Origin of the sequence: Streptomyces sp. NBC_01546, assembly GCF_045208355.1 — a bacterium.
In the GTDB taxonomy this organism is placed as follows: domain Bacteria; phylum Actinomycetota; class Actinomycetes; order Streptomycetales; family Streptomycetaceae; genus Streptomyces.
Genome location: NZ_CP109379.1, coordinates 6,617,459 through 6,632,343, shown reverse-complemented (window position 1 = coordinate 6,632,343; position 14,885 = coordinate 6,617,459). Strand labels below are relative to the sequence as shown.

At 75.1% G+C, this 14,885-nt stretch carries 11 protein-coding genes and 1 pseudogene; 4 read left to right on the top strand and 8 right to left on the bottom strand.

Annotation, left to right across the window (positions count from 1 at the left end; translation table 11 throughout):
• Positions 1 to 46 precede the first annotated feature (46 nt).
• The 4 genes from OHA89_RS30465 to OHA89_RS30450 are packed head-to-tail and all read right to left on the bottom strand — an operon-like array spanning position 47 to position 4,265.
• A complete protein-coding gene (locus OHA89_RS30465) occupies positions 47 to 673 on the bottom strand; it encodes an ATP/GTP-binding protein (protein WP_215149338.1) in 627 nt (208 codons plus the stop codon).
• Entirely contained in the window at positions 654 to 1,094 is a 441-nt protein-coding gene (locus tag OHA89_RS30460; protein ID WP_215149339.1) for a DUF742 domain-containing protein, read from the bottom strand. Before OHA89_RS30460 ends, OHA89_RS30465 begins: the two co-directional genes overlap by 20 nt.
• Before the next feature lie 10 nt (positions 1,095 to 1,104).
• A complete protein-coding gene (locus OHA89_RS30455) occupies positions 1,105 to 1,542 on the bottom strand; it encodes a roadblock/LC7 domain-containing protein (protein WP_215149340.1) in 438 nt (145 codons plus the stop codon).
• Positions 1,539 to 4,265: a nitrate- and nitrite sensing domain-containing protein gene (locus OHA89_RS30450; RefSeq protein WP_406367540.1), complete on the bottom strand. Its 2,727-nt coding sequence runs from the start codon at positions 4,263 to 4,265 to the stop codon at positions 1,539 to 1,541. The genes OHA89_RS30455 and OHA89_RS30450 overlap by 4 nt, the downstream gene beginning before the upstream one ends.
• Before the next feature lie 385 nt (positions 4,266 to 4,650).
• Between OHA89_RS30450 and OHA89_RS30445 the strand changes: the two genes are divergently transcribed.
• Positions 4,651 to 5,079 carry a hypothetical protein gene (locus OHA89_RS30445; RefSeq protein WP_406367539.1) on the top strand — a complete coding sequence of 143 codons (429 nt, stop codon included), beginning with the start codon at positions 4,651 to 4,653 and terminating at the stop codon, positions 5,077 to 5,079.
• 84 nt (positions 5,080 to 5,163) lie between these two features.
• On the opposite strand, the gene OHA89_RS30440 is transcribed toward OHA89_RS30445, so the two are convergent.
• From OHA89_RS30440 to OHA89_RS30425, 4 genes are all read right to left on the bottom strand, one after another.
• Entirely contained in the window at positions 5,164 to 9,825 is a 4,662-nt protein-coding gene (locus OHA89_RS30440; RefSeq protein WP_406367538.1) for a hypothetical protein, read from the bottom strand.
• Between the two features lie 63 nt (positions 9,826 to 9,888).
• Positions 9,889 to 10,791 carry a hypothetical protein gene (locus OHA89_RS30435; protein WP_215150585.1) on the bottom strand — a complete coding sequence of 301 codons (903 nt, stop codon included), beginning with the start codon at positions 10,789 to 10,791 and terminating at the stop codon, positions 9,889 to 9,891.
• On the bottom strand, positions 10,788 to 10,964 hold the full coding sequence (locus tag OHA89_RS30430; protein WP_266610906.1) for a hypothetical protein: 177 nt from the start codon (positions 10,962 to 10,964) through the stop codon (positions 10,788 to 10,790). The genes OHA89_RS30435 and OHA89_RS30430 overlap by 4 nt, the downstream gene beginning before the upstream one ends.
• Positions 10,961 to 12,466, bottom strand: coding sequence for a hypothetical protein (locus tag OHA89_RS30425; protein ID WP_266610904.1), 1,506 nt, complete (start codon positions 12,464 to 12,466; stop codon positions 10,961 to 10,963). Before OHA89_RS30425 ends, OHA89_RS30430 begins: the two co-directional genes overlap by 4 nt.
• A gap of 127 nt (positions 12,467 to 12,593) precedes the next feature.
• Between OHA89_RS30425 and OHA89_RS30420 the strand changes: the two are divergent.
• From OHA89_RS30420 to OHA89_RS30410, 3 genes and pseudogenes are all read left to right on the top strand, one after another.
• Positions 12,594 to 13,366, top strand: a pseudogene (locus tag OHA89_RS30420) (LamB/YcsF family protein).
• A complete protein-coding gene (locus OHA89_RS30415; protein ID WP_266610902.1) occupies positions 13,363 to 13,980 on the top strand; it encodes an allophanate hydrolase subunit 1 in 618 nt (205 codons plus the stop codon). Before OHA89_RS30420 ends, OHA89_RS30415 begins: the two are co-directional and overlap by 4 nt.
• On the top strand, positions 13,977 to 14,843 hold the full coding sequence (locus OHA89_RS30410) for a biotin-dependent carboxyltransferase family protein (protein ID WP_257557343.1): 867 nt from the start codon (positions 13,977 to 13,979) through the stop codon (positions 14,841 to 14,843). Before OHA89_RS30415 ends, OHA89_RS30410 begins: the two co-directional genes overlap by 4 nt.
• Positions 14,844 to 14,885: the final 42 nt, after the last annotated feature.

Sequence of the window (14,885 nt, the reverse complement as noted above, 5' to 3'; positions counted from 1 at the left end):
CCCAGTCGGCGGGGGTACGGGCCGCCTCCATGTCGTCCCCGCTGGGTCAGGTGCCCGTCGTCAGGCTCCGGCGCCGTGCCCGTGCCACCGACATCGCGTGCTCCACGACGCCGACGAGCACGTCCTTCACCGACTCCCGGTCCCGCGCGTCGCACAGCAGCACCGGCACCCCGGGATCGAGGTCGAGAGCCTCCCGTACGGTCACCACGGGGTGCCGGTCCGCGCCGTCGAAGCAGTTGACCGCGACGACGAACGGGATCTCGCGCCGCTCGAAGTAGTCGACGGCGGCGAAGCAGTCGGCGAGCCGGCGGGTGTCCGCGAGGACCACCGCGCCGAGCGAGCCCTGGGCCAGCTCGTCCCACAGGAACCAGAACCGGTCCTGTCCGGGCGTGCCGAACAGGTACAGGACCAGGTCCTCGCGCAGCGTGATGCGCCCGAAGTCCATGGCCACGGTCGTGGTGCTCTTCCCCTCCACTCCCCCGGTGTCGTCGATGCCGACGCCCGGCTCCGAGAGCAGTTCCTCGGTTCGCAGGGGTTTGATCTCGCTTACCGCACTGACCAGGGTGGTTTTGCCCACCCCGAAGCCGCCCGCGACCAGGATCTTCAGGGTCAGCGGCTCGACCGGTGACACGGCATGCATGGCACCGGTGCGGCTAGAGCGCCCGAAGGCCATCGATCACCTCACGCAGAATGGATTCATCGGGCAGTTCGGCCGGCGGTACCGGCCGGGTCACGTGGACCAGTTCGTCGTCGGCCAGGTCCCCGATCAGGACGCGTACGACGCCGACCGCGAGGTCGAGGTCCGCCGCGAGTTCGGCGACCGACTGCGGCCGGTCCCGGCACATCCCCAGGATGTGGGCGTGTTCCGGCGACAGGGTCATGTCCCAGACCGGATCGTCGGCCGCCGGTTCGGCGACGACGAGCGCGATCAGGTCCAGTCGGTGCTGGCCCGCGTGGCTGGTCCGGCCGCGGGTCATCGCGTACGGGCGGACGACCGGACCCGCGTCGTCGTCGAACCAGTGCGCGTGGTCCGGGGCGGGGACGGGGTCTCCGGCCGGGGTGGTGGCGGGGTGGTCCTGGCCTGGATCGCTCATGCCGTACGACTCACCCTCCGGCTGGCAGCCCGGTGCGCGGGGCGGTGGCCAGGTGGTCGCCCACCCGCTTGACCATCAGGGTCATCTCGTAGGCGACCTGGCCGACGTCGGAGTCGGCGTCGGCGAGCACGGCCAGGCAGCTGCCGTCACCGGCGGCCATGACGAACAGGAAGGCCTCGTCGAGCTCGACGACGGTCTGGCGGACCCGGCCGGAGTCGAAGTGCCGGCCGACTCCCTTGGCCAGGCTGTGGAAGCCGGAGGCGACCGCCGCCAGGTGCTCGCTGTCCTCGCGGGTCAGGTCCTTGGAGCTGCCGGTGGGCAGGCCGTCGCCCGAGAGGACCACCGCCTTGCGGATGGAACCGACCTTGTCGACGAGCTCGTCGAGGAGCCAGTTGAGCGGGCCGGAGCCGCGGCCCCTGGTGTCGTTGCCGGTCTGCGGTGCGGTCATCGACCGTCCCCTTCGTTCTCGTTCGCGGGACCGGTGGCGGCGGGGGTGCCGGCCCCGGTCTCGGACTGCTGCTGTGCGTGCTGGTTGCGGCCCGCGGTCCAGCCTCGCTGGAGAGCGGACATGCGCGTGCGTACGTCCTCCGCGTCGCGGTCCCTGACGGGGGCGGTGTCGGCGTTGTCGGCGGCCGCGGCCGCGGCGTTCTTGAGCTGCGGTGCCAGGCTGGCCTGGCGGACCCGGCGGGGCAGCCCGGCGCCGGCCGGCGCGACCCCGGAGGCGGGTGCGGGCGTGGGTGCGGGCTGCGGGACCGCGGACACCGGGCGGGGATCCACCCGGCGGCCGTGCTCGGCGACCAGGGTCGGGGCGGGCCGGCGGCGCGGCGGCGGTACGGCTCCCGGGGAGCGGGGGCCGTCGGGTCGGGGGGTCTCCACCCGCTGGGCGTCGAGCCGGACCGGGCCGGTGGGGCGGTCCCGGTGGCGGTCGGTGTGCTTGCCGTCCGCCGGGCGCAGGCCCAGCAGGGCGCTGCGCGGGGTGCCGTTGGGCGGGGTCTCGTCGTCCAGGGTGGCCATGACCGGACGGCCGCCGATGCCGTCCCGGGCGGCCGGGTCCCCGTCGAGGCCCTCCACCGGGTCGAGGCCGAGGACGTCGATCGGGGGCTCCAGCTCGACCGGGCCGCGCAGTTCGGCGACCGGCAGCGAGCGGCCGGAGCCGGCGGGGACCGCCCGCTGGACGGCGGCGGTCGCGGACCGCGCGGAGGGGATCGCGCCGGTCCGCCCGGCGGCCGCCTTGCCCGCCGGGCCGTCGTCCAGCCGGATGCCGGTGCCGTTGGTCTCGGGGGCCTCGGTCAGCAGGGCCACCGGGATGAAGACCACCGCGGTGGTGCCCCCGTACGGGCTGGGCTGGAGGACGACCTTGACGCTGTGGCGCTGGGCGAGGCGGCTGACGACGAACAGGCCGAGGCGGTCGGTGTCGGAGAGTTCGAACTCGGGGGTCTCGGCGAGGCGGAGGTTCGCGTCGAGCAGCGCCTCCGGGTTCATGCCGAGGCCGCGGTCGTGGATCTCCAGGGTGAAGCCGTTGGCGACGCGCTCGCCGTGCACCTGGACCGCGGTGTGCGGCGGTGAGAACACGGTGGCGTTCTCCAGGAGTTCGGCGACGAGGTGGGTGATGTCGGCGACGGCGGGGCCCGCGATGCCCAGGCGCGGCAGCCGGCGCACCTCGATGCGCTCGTAGTCCTCGACCTCGGCGACGGCGGCCCGTACGACGTCCATCAGCTGGACGGGCTTGCGCCACTGGCGGGAGGGGGCGGCGCCGGAGAGGATCACCAGGCCTTCGGCGTGGCGGCGCATGCGGGTGGTCATGTGGTCGAGGCGGAAGAGGTCGGCGAGCTCCTCGGTGTCCTCGGTACGGCGCTCCATGGTGTCGAGGAGGGTCAACTGGCGGTGCAGGAGCACCTGGTTGCGGCGGGCCAGGTTGACGAACACCTCGGAGACGCCGCGGCGGAGCTCCGCCTGTTTCACGGCGGCCTCGACGGCGGCCCGCTGGAGGGTGTTGAGGGCCAGGCCGACCTGGCCGACCTCGTCCTTCTCGTACTCCAGGCGGGGCGCCTCGGTCTCCACGTCCACGTGCTCGCCCGCGGCGAGGCGGCGCATCACGCTCGGGAGGCGGACCCCGGAGACCTCGTGGGCCTCCTTGCGGAGCCGGGACAGGTCGCGGACCAGGTCGCGGCCGATGCGTACGGACAGGACCAGGGAGACGACGAGGGCGATGAAGCCGAGGATGCCGGCGACGGCGGCCTGGACCAGCACGTCCATGGCGACGGGCTCGACGCGCTTCTGGTAGCGGTCGCCGGCGTCGGTGCCCATGGCGGCGAGCTCGTCGAGGACCTTGGTGGCGGCCTCGTCCCACTGGGCGGCGGTGACGCGCGGGTTCTTGCCCGGGCCGCCGTTCAGGAACCGTTCCTCCGTGTCGCGCAGCATCTTGCTGTCGGGGCCGCCCCAGTACTGCTCGAACCGCTGGCGGTCGGCTGCGGGGAGGATCGCGAGGTTGAAGTCGTACAGCAGCTTGCGGTTGGCGACGAAGTCGGAGACGTGCCGGATGTCGATGGTGCTGACGTTGCGGGCGGCGAGGGCGGAGGCGACGACGGCGTCCTCGCGGGAGAGCGTCTCGCGGGCGCGGGTGATGCCGACGAGGGCGCGGCCCTGCTTGTCCATCTCCACGTTCTCCAGCGCGTGGAGATTCATGAGGAACTCGTAGCAGGGGTCGACGAGCCGGCTGTAGAGGTCCAGTGCCTGGCTGGGGTCGAGGGTGTTCTGGTCGACCGAGCGGCGCAGGGCGCTGATGCCGTGGACGGCGCCCAGGATGGAGCGCAGGCGCTGGGCGTTCTGGGGGCTCAGCTGGCCGACGACCTCGGGGTCGCGGGCGTTCGCGCTGATCTGCTCGACGGCTTCGTCGGTGGCGGCGCGGCGCTTGGCGAGTTCGGTGGTCGCCGTGGAGGCGCGTGGGTCGCCGATGACCACGAGGGTCTGGCGGCGTTCCTTCTGGATGACGCGGACGACGTCCTCGATGGGGTAGCCGACCTTGTCGATGACGTAGGCGACGTCCAGGAGTTGGACGGCCTGACGACCGGTGATGACCGTGGCGAAGGACCAGAGTGCGGTCAGGGAGACGAGCGGCACAAGGAGCAACGCGACGATCTTCCGGCGGATGGACTTCCCGCGAAAGCGCATGGCCTCCCCAGCCTCCCCCAGCTCAGCCCCGAAGTCGGGGGTCGGTGTTCCGACATTTAAACGGCGTGAGCCTACTACTGCCGTGCAGCGGCTTCGAAGGCGTGTCCGGACGTTTTCGGCCGGACCCCTGGACGAAGATCACGAGTTGTCCGATACTTCCGGTCAAGAGCGGCCCGATATGTGGCACATGACACTTGGTGGGGCGTCAGTTCCCGCAACAGGATGGATGGCTGGAATTATTCGTTCCGCGATCCAAGGGGCGAGGGGACGGATCCGCGATCCGGGAATCTCTCGGCGGCGCCGTACGTCTTCTGTTCACGGGGGCACGTCGGGGTAGACGTGTGGGGTAGGCATTGCGGACCGCGCGGTGGGGAGTGAGCGGACCATGGGCAGGTACGAGGACGGCGGCGACGCGGGCCGGCGCGGGCTGTGGGTGGAGGAACCGGCCCGGCGGCGCCGGATGCCGGACCCGGTGCGGACGTCCGCGGTGCGGGCGGTGCTGATCGTGTCGCTGACCCTCACCCAGGCGACGGTCACCTTCTTCCTCACGCTCACCGGGTCCTGGCTGGCCTTCCCGATGGCGCTGGGCGCGGTCGCGGGGACCATCGTGGCCACCTGGGGCGTGCTGGACGTGTGGATCACCCGGCAGACGTGGAACCAGCGGTACGGGGTGGTGTCGGAGCCGAGCAGCACGGCGCGCAGCCGCCGCCGGGAGGCGCGCCGGGCCGCCAAGGCCGCCCGAGCGGCGCGCAAGGCGGACCCGGCCCGAATATCCCGCGAGGACGGCCCCCTCGCGGCCTTCGGCCGGCGCTGACCGGCCGGGCGCCTGCCGGGAGTACGGCTCGCCCACCCGGCGGACGGAGTCCGTCAGATGGGCATCAGCTCCGGCAGATGGGCGTCAGCTCCGGCGGAACATGCGGGTCGCCGTGATCTCGCCGTGGATGGTCTCCTGCTCCGGGGACTGCTGCGGGAGGCCCGGGCGCAGGTGTTCCTCGACGCTGATGTACTTCAGGCCCGCCCGCAGGTCCGCGTCGTTGCGCAGCCGGATGACCAGCGGGAACTCGGCGAGGGCCGTGGTGTCGAACAGGCCCGTCGTGTAGAGCAGCTGGACGCCGAGGGCGTCGGAGACGGCCCGCTGGAGCTCCAGCAGGTACGTGGCGTTCGCGCGGCCGATCGGGTTGTCGAGGAACAGCGTGCCCGCGTGGCGGTGCTTGTCGCGGCCGCGGTCGTTGCTGCGCAGCGCCGCCATCGTGCAGTAGAGGGCGATCGCGGCGGTCAGCAGCTGCCCTCCGGAGAAGACGTCGCCCATCTGCCCGACCGGCACGCGCTCGGCGCGCAGCACCGCGTCCGGCTTCAGGATCTCCACGGAGATGCCCTTGGGTTCCAGCGCCGCCTGAACGCCCCGCAGCAGCAGGGACATGCCGTCGCGGCGGCCCTCGCCGAAGGAGGCGGTGCTGTTCTTCTTCACCGCCGCACGGGTGGCCTCGTCGATGACCTCGCCGAGCCGCTCGGAGAGCGTGGCCTGGTCCGGTTCCTCGAAGCGGATCCGCAGGAACTCCTGGCCCGACCACTCCCCCAGGCCCTCCGGCAGCTGGGAGAGGCGCTGCGCCGAGCGGAGCGTGGCCAGGGCCGACTCCACGAGGCCGCGCAGCCGGTCGACGATGCTGTCGCGGTTGCGCTCCAGCTGCGCCAGTTCGTCGGTGAGGACCCGCAGTCGCGGGGCGAAGGCCGCGGCCCAGGCCGCCGCGTGCTCGGGCAGGGCGGAGGCGGGCAGTTCCCGGATCTGCTGGCGCGCGGGAGTGCGTACCTGCTCGTAACGGGTGGCGTTGGCGTGCCGCACCAGGATGTCGCTCGCCTCGCGCACGGCGGACTCGGCGGCCGAGAGGTCGGCCGCGCAGCCGCGCAGCGCGCGACGGGCCTCGGTGGCCGACTGGCGGGCCTCCTCCAGGGTGCCGGCGTGGGGCGCGGGCTCCTGCTCGTCGTCGGCGTGGGTGTGGTCGCGCAGGAGGTCGCGCAGCAGGGCAGCGGTCTCGTCGAAGCCGCCGGCGCCGTCCTCGGCGGCGCGGTGGGCGCGCAGCAGGTCCGCGTGGGCGGCCCGGGCGCTCTCCACGGCGGCGCTGTGCGCGGCGAGCTGGGCGGTGGCCGTACGGAGCAGGACCTGCGCGTGTTCCACGTGCTCGGGGATCAGGTCCTCGGGCAGTTCGGTGTGCGCCTCGCCCTCGGCGGGGGCGAGGCGTTCGGCCTCGCCGCGCAGCCGGCCGAGCTGCTCGCTCGCGGTGGAGGCCCTGGTCTCCAGCATCTGGACGAGGGATTCGGCGCGGGCCGCGGCGGCCTGGCGGGAGGGCCCGTCGGCGCCGTCCGGGCTCTCGAGGAGCTGGGCGGCCCGGGTGCGGACCTTGTTGGTGAGGCGGTCGAGTTCGGCGAGCGCGGCGCTCTCGTCGCTCTCGGCGCGGGCCTGTTCGGCGCGCAGGTCGGCGCCGACGCCGACCTTCTCGTAGAGCTGGGAGGCGGCGCGGTAGGCCTCGCGCAGGTCCGGCAGCGGCGCCTTGGCGGTGCCGTCGTCCTCGGGGAGCGGCTCGGGGGCCCCAGCGATGTCGGCGCGCTCGGCGCGCAGGGCGCGGGCGGTGCGGCGGGCGTCGTCGGCGGCGCGCTGGGCGGCGCGGCGGTCCTCGTCGGCGGCGCGGGCCCGGTCCAGGCAGACCTCGGCGCGCGCCTCGGACTCGGCGGCGTCGTCGGCGAGTTCGCGGAGCCGGGCCTGCCAGCCGGCGCGTTCGCGCAGGCGGAAGGCGAGGCCGGCGAGGGCGTCGGCGACGCGGCGGGCCCGCTGGGCGGTGTCCTGGCGCTCGTCGCGCACGCGGGCGGCGTCGGCGGCGGCCTCGTCGGCCTCGGCGCGTACGGTACGGGCCTCCGCGAGCTCGGCGTCGGCCTCCTCGGCGAACGCACGGGCGGCCTCGGCCTGCTGCGCGAGCTCGGCGAGGCGGCCGGGCGGGCAGCCGGTGCGCCAGGAGGCGAGGCGGGCGGCGAGCTCGCGGTCCCCGGCGAGGCGGGCGGCCAGCTCGCGGATCTCGGTGTCGCGGGCGGTGGCGCGGGTGCGCAGTGCCTGGCGCTCCTCGTCGGCGGCGTGCTCGTCGTGCATGGCCGGGTTCGGCGGCACGATGAAAATGCTGGACACCGCCGAATCGCCGTCCACGGGCGCCACCGGCGCCAGCAGGGCGGCGGCCGTACCGACGGCGACGGTGGAGCGGGGCAGCAGGGCGGCGCCGGAGAGGACCTCGCGGGCGCGGCTGTGGGTGTCGGGGTCGGTGATGACGACGCCGTCGACGAGTTCGGGGCGGGCCGCGAGGACGGCCGCGTGGTCGGCGGGGTCCACGGACTGGGCGAGGTAGCGCCAGCCGGGGAGGGCCGGGATGCCGTGTTCGCCGAGGTACTCGACGGTGGCGAGGACGTCGGGGCCGGGCGGCAGCAGCCCGCCGTCGCCGAGCGCGCCGAGGATGCGGGCGTCGTCGGCGGCGGCGGTGCGCAGCTCGAACAACTGCCGTTCCGCCGCGGCGACCCCGTCGGTGAGCAGGGTGCGCAGCTCGTCGGCGCCCCGGTCGAGGTCCTCGGCCGAGAGCCCTCCGGAGGGGCTGTCGGGGTGGTGCTGCCCGCGCACGGCGGACGTGCCGCCGACGGAGGCGTCGCCCGTGCGCGGGCCGGGGACCTCGGCGTCCGCGGCGGCGGGGAGGCCGAGGAGCTCGGCCAGCCGCGGTGCGGCCGCGAGGGCCGTGGCGGTGCGGCGTTCGCCGTCGTGGGCGGCTTCGGCCGCATCGGCGGCGTCCGCGGCGCGGGCGGCGGTGAGTTCGGCGCGGGCTTCCGCGGCGGCGGCCTCGCGGGCGGCGTCGGAGGCGGCGCGCGCGGCCTCGCGGGACTCGTCCCAGGCGGCGACGGCGGTCTTCTCGGCGTCGGTGGCGGCCAGCGCGGCCCGGGCCGGGTCGGCGTCGGGCGCGGAGTCGTCGAGCCAGCCGGCGCGGACGGCCTCGGCGGTCTCCTGCTGGACCTCCCCGAGGCGCGAGCGGAGGTGTTCGGCCTCGCTGCGGGCCCGCTGGGCGGCCGTCGCGGCGGCGGTGGCGTCGCGGTGCGCGGCCTCGCCGGTGGCCTGGAGAACCGCGGAACGTTCTTCCTCCTCGTTGGCCACCCGCTCGCCGTGCTCGGCGGCGGTGTGCAGGGCCCGTACGAGGTCGGTGGCGGCCGTGGCGCGCGCGGCCAGTGCCGGGGCGGCGTCCCGCTCGGCCTCCAGGATCGCGGCGGCGACCCGGGCGGAGCGGTCGGCGGCGGCGCGGTGGCGCAGTACGGTCTCGGCGGTCTGCCATGCGGAGTGCAGCGTGCGCGCCTCGAGGAGTTCGCGGCGCTGGGCGGCGGCGGCCTTGTCGGCGACGGTCAGGGCCAGCGAGGCGTGCCGGTAGGCGAGTTCGGCGGAGACGGCGGCGCTGCGGGCGCGGGCGGATTCGGCGGCGGTGACCTCGTGGGCGGCGCCGGTGACGCGCTGGGCGAGGTCGGCGGCGCGGCCGCGCTCCTCGGTGGCGCGGGCGGACAGCCGCCGGGCGAGGGTGCGCGTGCGGCGCTCGGCGCCCGCGTGGACGTCGCGCAGCCGGGAGCGGGTCCCGGTGGCCTCGACGATGCGTCCCAGGAGGTCCACCGAGCCCGCGGTGAAGTCCCGTTCGGCCATCAGCTCGGCGCGGCGGCCGAGCTTGTTGCCGAAGCCGTGGACGAGGTCGGCGAGGCCGTCCGTGTCGCGGGTGTCGGTGACGGCGCGCAGCAGCAGGTCGGTGAAGTCGGAGTCCTTCTTGACCGCGAAGAGGCCGGCGGCCTCGCCCTCGTCGGCGTTCATCTCACGCTGGTAGCGGAAGAGTTCGGGGTCCAGGCCGAGTTCGGTGAGGTGCTCGTTCCAGCGGTCGTGGATCTCCTCGAAGCAGACCTCGAGGTGTGGGTAGGCCTTGCCGGCCTCGGTGAGGGCGTCGCGGAAACCCTTCATCGTGCGGCGGCGGCCCTGGGCGCCGGAGGCGCCTTCGACGGGCGGGCGCACGGCGGTGGCCTCGGCGACGGGCAGGTTGTCGAGGCCGAGGCCCGGGCCGGGGCGGAAGGAATACCAGGCCTCGGCGAACTTGCGCGGGTCGTTGGAGACCTGGCGGCCGCGCCATTCGCTGACCTTGCCGACGACCAGGCACTCGCCGGTCTGGGTGTGCTGCCATTCCAGGGCGACGTGGCCGCAGTCGTCGGCGAGCAGGAACTTGCGCAGTACGCCGGAGCTGGCGCCGCCGAGGGTGTTGCGGTGGCCGGGGAGCATCACCGAGAAGATCAGCTTGAGCAGGACGGACTTGCCGCCGCCGTTCTCCAGGAAGAGCACGCCGGCGGGCGCCGGGCGGCGCGGCGGGCCGGTGGGCTCGTCCTCGAAGAACTCCGCCTGCGCGGGTGCCGGGTGGGGCACCGGCTCGCCGACTCCGCGCAGGTCGAGCACGGTGTCGGCGTAGCGCGCACCGGCGGGCCCGATGGAGTAGAGGCGGATCCGGGACAGCTCGTACATGGCGGGGGACTCTCGTTGTTTCTCGGTGTACTCGGTGCGTTCTCGGTACGCGGGGCAGGTGGCTCAGGCGTGGAACGGCAGGCCGGCGTCGGCCGCGAGCTCCAGGTCGTCGCCCTCGGGCGGCGGCAGCAGGGTGGCGGAGCCGTCGCTGACGGGGACCACGCCCAGTTCCAGGAGTTCGGCCATGGCCGCGCTGCCCGCCATGTCGCGGACCTGGAGCTGGTAGCGGGGGGTGGTGCGGTACGTACCTCCGGCGTCGTCCCCGGTGCGCTGGAGGAAGCCGGACTCGGTGAGGAAGGCGGCGGCCTTGCCGACGATGCCTGTGGTGGAACCGGCGAGGCGGCGGGCGTCCTTGGTGGCGCCGGTCGCGCTGCGGCGGGCGTAGACGCGCCAGGCTGCCTCCAGGCCGGGGGCGTCGGAGGCGGGGTCGGTGTTCTCTCCGAGCTCCTCGGCCCGCTCCTCGAGGCGGCGGCAGGTCTGCCGGACGAAGGCGTCGACGCCGTTGACGGTGATGCGGCCGATGTAGCCGTCGTCGGCGAGGTCCTCGGGGCGGGGGAAGGCGAGGGCGGCGACGGCGAGGTGGGCGAGGCCGTGCAGGAAGCGGTCGGCGGAGTCGGCGGCGGTACGGCGGGCGTAGTCGCCCATGCGGACGGCGAAGACGGAGTCCTCACCGGCGGCCACGGCCATTCCGGCGCGCGGGGACACCTCCAGGACGACGAGGCCGAGGCCGGTGGCGACGGCGTCGGCGAGGCGGCCGAAGGCGGGGTCCTCGCGGTAGCGGCGCAGCAGCTCCGCGTACTCGGCGTCACGGGCGGGGAGGAGCTTGGGCTGCAGCCCGAAGGCGACGAGCCGGGCCGCGTCGGCGGCATCGGCCGGGGTGAGGGTCCCTGCGGTGGCGGGCGCGACGGGAGCCGACGGCGCGTCGGGCTCGCTCCACGCGGGGTGCTCGGCGTGGTGGTCGCTCACGGGTGGGTCTCCTCGGCGGTGGGGGTGGCTGTGTACGGCGAAGCGGGCAGGGCCGCGGCGGGCAGGGCGGGCGGAGCGGCTCCGGCGGGCAAGGTGGCTCCGGCGGGCAGGGCCGCTCGGGCGGGCAGGACGGCTCCCCCGCACCGCCCGGCCGGGGCGGCGGCGGCCGTCATGCCGCCTCCGAGCGGTCGGCGGCCATCCCGGCCGCGTCCAGGAGGGCGGTGCCGACGATCAGGTCCGCGCCGCCGAACTCGGGGTCGTCGAGCGGGGTGCCGTCGTCCACCGCGAAGAGCAGCCGCTCCTCGCCCTGGCGGTAGGCCGTGCCGACGGCCGGGCTCGCCGCGTGGACCGCCAGCAGGGCCACCAGGTACGGCAGGTCGGGGTCGCTGCGGCGGGCCTCCGCGAGGAGGCCGGACAGCCGGCGCGGGGCGTCGTGCGGCAGGTCCAGGAGCTCCATCGCGGCGGCGAGCTGCTCCTCGCTGAAGCGGCTGTCGTCCGGGGTCGCGATGAGATCCGGCTCGGGCATCTCCGCACCGAGGTGCTCCCGCTCCACGGGCGGGGTGAGCAGTATGTCGACCAGGTCCCCCACCCGCACCGAGACCGGCGTGCGCAGGCCCGCGCCGGAGGCGAAGAAGGCGTCCGTCACCCGGCGCGCCCGTTCCAGCGGGAGCGGCAGCAGCGGGGCCACCAGCTGGCCGTACAGATCGATGCCGGAGCGCGGCGCGGGGGCGGCGAAGGCCTGGCGGTCCTGCTCGGCGCGGAAGAGCGGCCCGGCGTCCAGGAGCCGGGACTGGAGCTGGGTGTGGCGGCGGATGCAGTCCTTGACGATGTCGACGAGTTCGGCGGCGCGCCGCTTGCTTTCCGGCTCCTCGGCCTCGTCGCGCGCCCTGCGGATGTTGGTCAGGATCGCGTTCTCGTGGCGGTAGCGGTCGGCGACGTGGTCGAGGGCCTCGTCGATCATGTCGGGGACGGACTGGAGCCAGTCCACCGCCCGGACGTTGCGCCGCGTCGCGTCCAGGGTGCGGCGCAGGGTCTCCGCGTACTGGACCGTCCGGTACCGGGCCTGCTCGGCGGCGAGTTGGGCGTCCGCCAGCCGGCCGCGGCTGATCAGCACCTCCAGCTTGACCTCGGCCGCGATCTGGGCGCTGGTCACGTCGGTGTCGAGGGCTCCGACCAGCACGTTGACGGCCTCGTCGGTGGTGCGCAGGTACACCGCGCCGCCGTACCCCGGCACCTCCTCGATCAGCTTGAAGTCGTAGTCGCGCCGGACGTAGACGCCGTCCGGGCCGAAGGTGCCGTAGATCGCGCGGAAGCCGCGGTCCACGCTGCCGACGTTGATGAGGTTCTCCAGCACCCAGCGGGCCACCCGCTCGTGCTCGGCCGCGAGCCGGGCCGGGGCCTGGGCGGCGACGCGCGGGAGCAGTCTGGCCACTATCTGCTCGTGGTCGGCGCCGGTGTCGAAGTCCATGTTGAGCGTGACCAGGTCGATCGCGGCCAGCGCGACCTCCGCCATCGCGTAGACCCCGTACTCGCCCGCCAGATTGGCCTTGCGTACGTCGAGGTCGTGCAGCGGTGCGGTGCAGGCGAGGGCGCGCAGCCGCCGGGCCAGGCCCTCGTCGGCGGCCGGGCCCGGCGCCGGGGACGGAAGGGTCTTCGCCGGGGCGGGGAGAGTCACGGACAAAGACTAGGCGCTGACCCTGACAACATCCCAAACGGCATGGTTCGGCCGGATCGTCCGCGGATCGTCCCCGGCTACCGGGATCACGACGGCAGGCCTGTTCTACGCTCACCGCATGGCTTCCATGATCACACCCACCGAGGCGGCGATCGACCTCAACGCCGACCTCGGCGAGGGCTTCGGGCGCTGGACTCTCACGGACGACGAGGCCCTGCTGTCCGTCGTCACGAGCGCCAACGTCGCCTGCGGTTTCCATGCCGGGGACCCGTCCATCATGCGCCGGGTCTGCGAGCTGGCGGCCGAGCGGGGCGTACGGATCGGCGCGCAGGTCTCCTACCGCGACCTGGCGGGCTTCGGGCGGCGCTCGATGGACGTGCCGCCCGGTGAGCTCGCGGACGAGGTGGCCTACCAGATCGGGGCGCTGGAGGTGTTCGCGCGGGCCGCCGGCTCCCGGGTGTCGTACGTGAAACCGCACGGCGCGCTCTACAACTGCACCGTCCACGACGCCGGCCAGGCCGCCGCGGTGGTCGCGGGGGTCCTGACGGCCGGGGGCACCCTGCCCGTACTCGGCCTCCCGGGCTCCCTGCTGCTCGCGGCCGCCGCGGAGGCGGGGCTGTCCCCCGTGCCGGAGGCCTTCGCGGACCGCGCCTACACGCCCGCCGGGACGCTGGTGCCGCGCACCGAGCCGGGGTCGGTGGTGCACGATCCGGACGCCGTGGTGGCGCGGGCCGTACGGATGGCGACGGAGGGGACGGTCACGGCGGCCGACGGGTCCCCGGTCCCCGTCGCCGCCCGTTCGCTGTGCCTGCACGGGGACACCCCGGGGCCGCGGACCTCGCGCGCCGGGTCCGCGCGGCGCTGGGCGCGGCCGGGGTCCGGGTGGAGGCCTTCGCGTGAGGACCCTCGTGGCCGGCGGGGAGGCGCTGCTGATCGAGGTGGACTCGGCCGCGGAGGTGGCCGCGCTCCACGCCGAACTGCTGCGGCGCCGGGACGCGGGCGAACTGGGTCCCGTACGGGACCTCGTGCCCGCCGCGCGGACGGTACTGCTGGACGGCGTACGGGACCCCGCCGAGCTGGGCGCCCGGATCGCCCGCTGGGAGGTGCCGCCGCTCGCGGAGTCGCAGGGCCCCCTGATCACCGTCCCGGTGCGGTACGACGGGCCGGACCTGGCGGAGGTGGCGCGGCTGTGGGGGGTGGCCCCGCGGGCGGTCGCGGGCATCGTCGGCGACACCGTCTTCCGGGTGGCCTTCTGCGGGTTCGCGCCCGGCTTCGGCTATCTGACCGGGCTGCCGGAGCGCTTCCGCCTGCCCCGGCGGGCCACGCCCCGTACGGCCGTCCCGGCGGGCTCGCTGGCCCTCGCCGGGGAGTACGCGGGGGTGTACCCGCGCTCCTCCCCCGGCGGCTGGCAGCTGGTCGGGTCCACGGACGCAGTGCTCTGGGACCCGCAACGGGATCCGGCTGCGCTGTTCGCGCCGGGGGTGCGGGTGCGGTTCACGGAGGCGGGCCGATGACCGGGCTGCTGGTGGTGCGGCCGGGAGCGCTGACCACGGTCCAGGACCGGGGCCGCCCGGGATACGCGCACCTCGGGGTCCCGCGCTCGGGAGCCCTGGACACGGCGGCGTACGCGCTGGCCAACCGGCTGCTCGGCAACGCCCCGGACGCGGCGGCGCTGGAGACGACCCTCGACGGGGTCGGGCTCCGGGCCCTGGCTCCGGTCACCGTGGCGGTCACGGGCGCGCCCTGTTCCGTACGAGCGGCCGGCCGCCCGGTGGCCTGGGGAGCCGCGGTCAGGCTGCCGGCCGGAGCGGAGCTCGAGGTGGGCCGGGCGGAGTCGGGGCTGCGCAGCTACGTCGCGGTGCGGGGAGGCCTGGGCGTCCCGCCGGTCCTGGGCAGTCGCTCGACGGACCTGCTGTCGGGCCTGGGGCCGCCGGTCCTGTCGGCCGGGACCCTGCTGCCGGTCGCCCCGCCGGGCCCGGACCCGGTCCCGGCGGCGGATGCCTGCGGACTGCCCGCGGCGCCTTCGGAACTGCTGCTCCCGCTGCGGCTGGGGCCGCGGGCGGACTGGTTCACGCAGGCTTCGCTGGCCGGGCTGTGGCGTTCGGTGTTCCGGGTGTCGCCGATGTCCAACCGCATCGGCCTGCGCACGGAGGCGGGGGCACCGCTGGTCCGGGCCCGGGAGGGCGAACTGCCGAGCGAGGGCATGGTCCTGGGCGCGGTCCAGGTCCCGCCGGACGGCCTGCCGGTGGTGTTCCTGGCCGACCACCCGGTGACGGGCGGCTACCCGGTGGTGGGCGTGGTCCCGCCGGGCCGGGCCCTGGACGCGGCGGCGCAGGCGCGGCCGGGGGTTCCCGTACGGTTCACGCGCTCCCGATGAAACGTTCGAAAGGCCTTCGGTCAAGAACTGGTTGAAGGGACC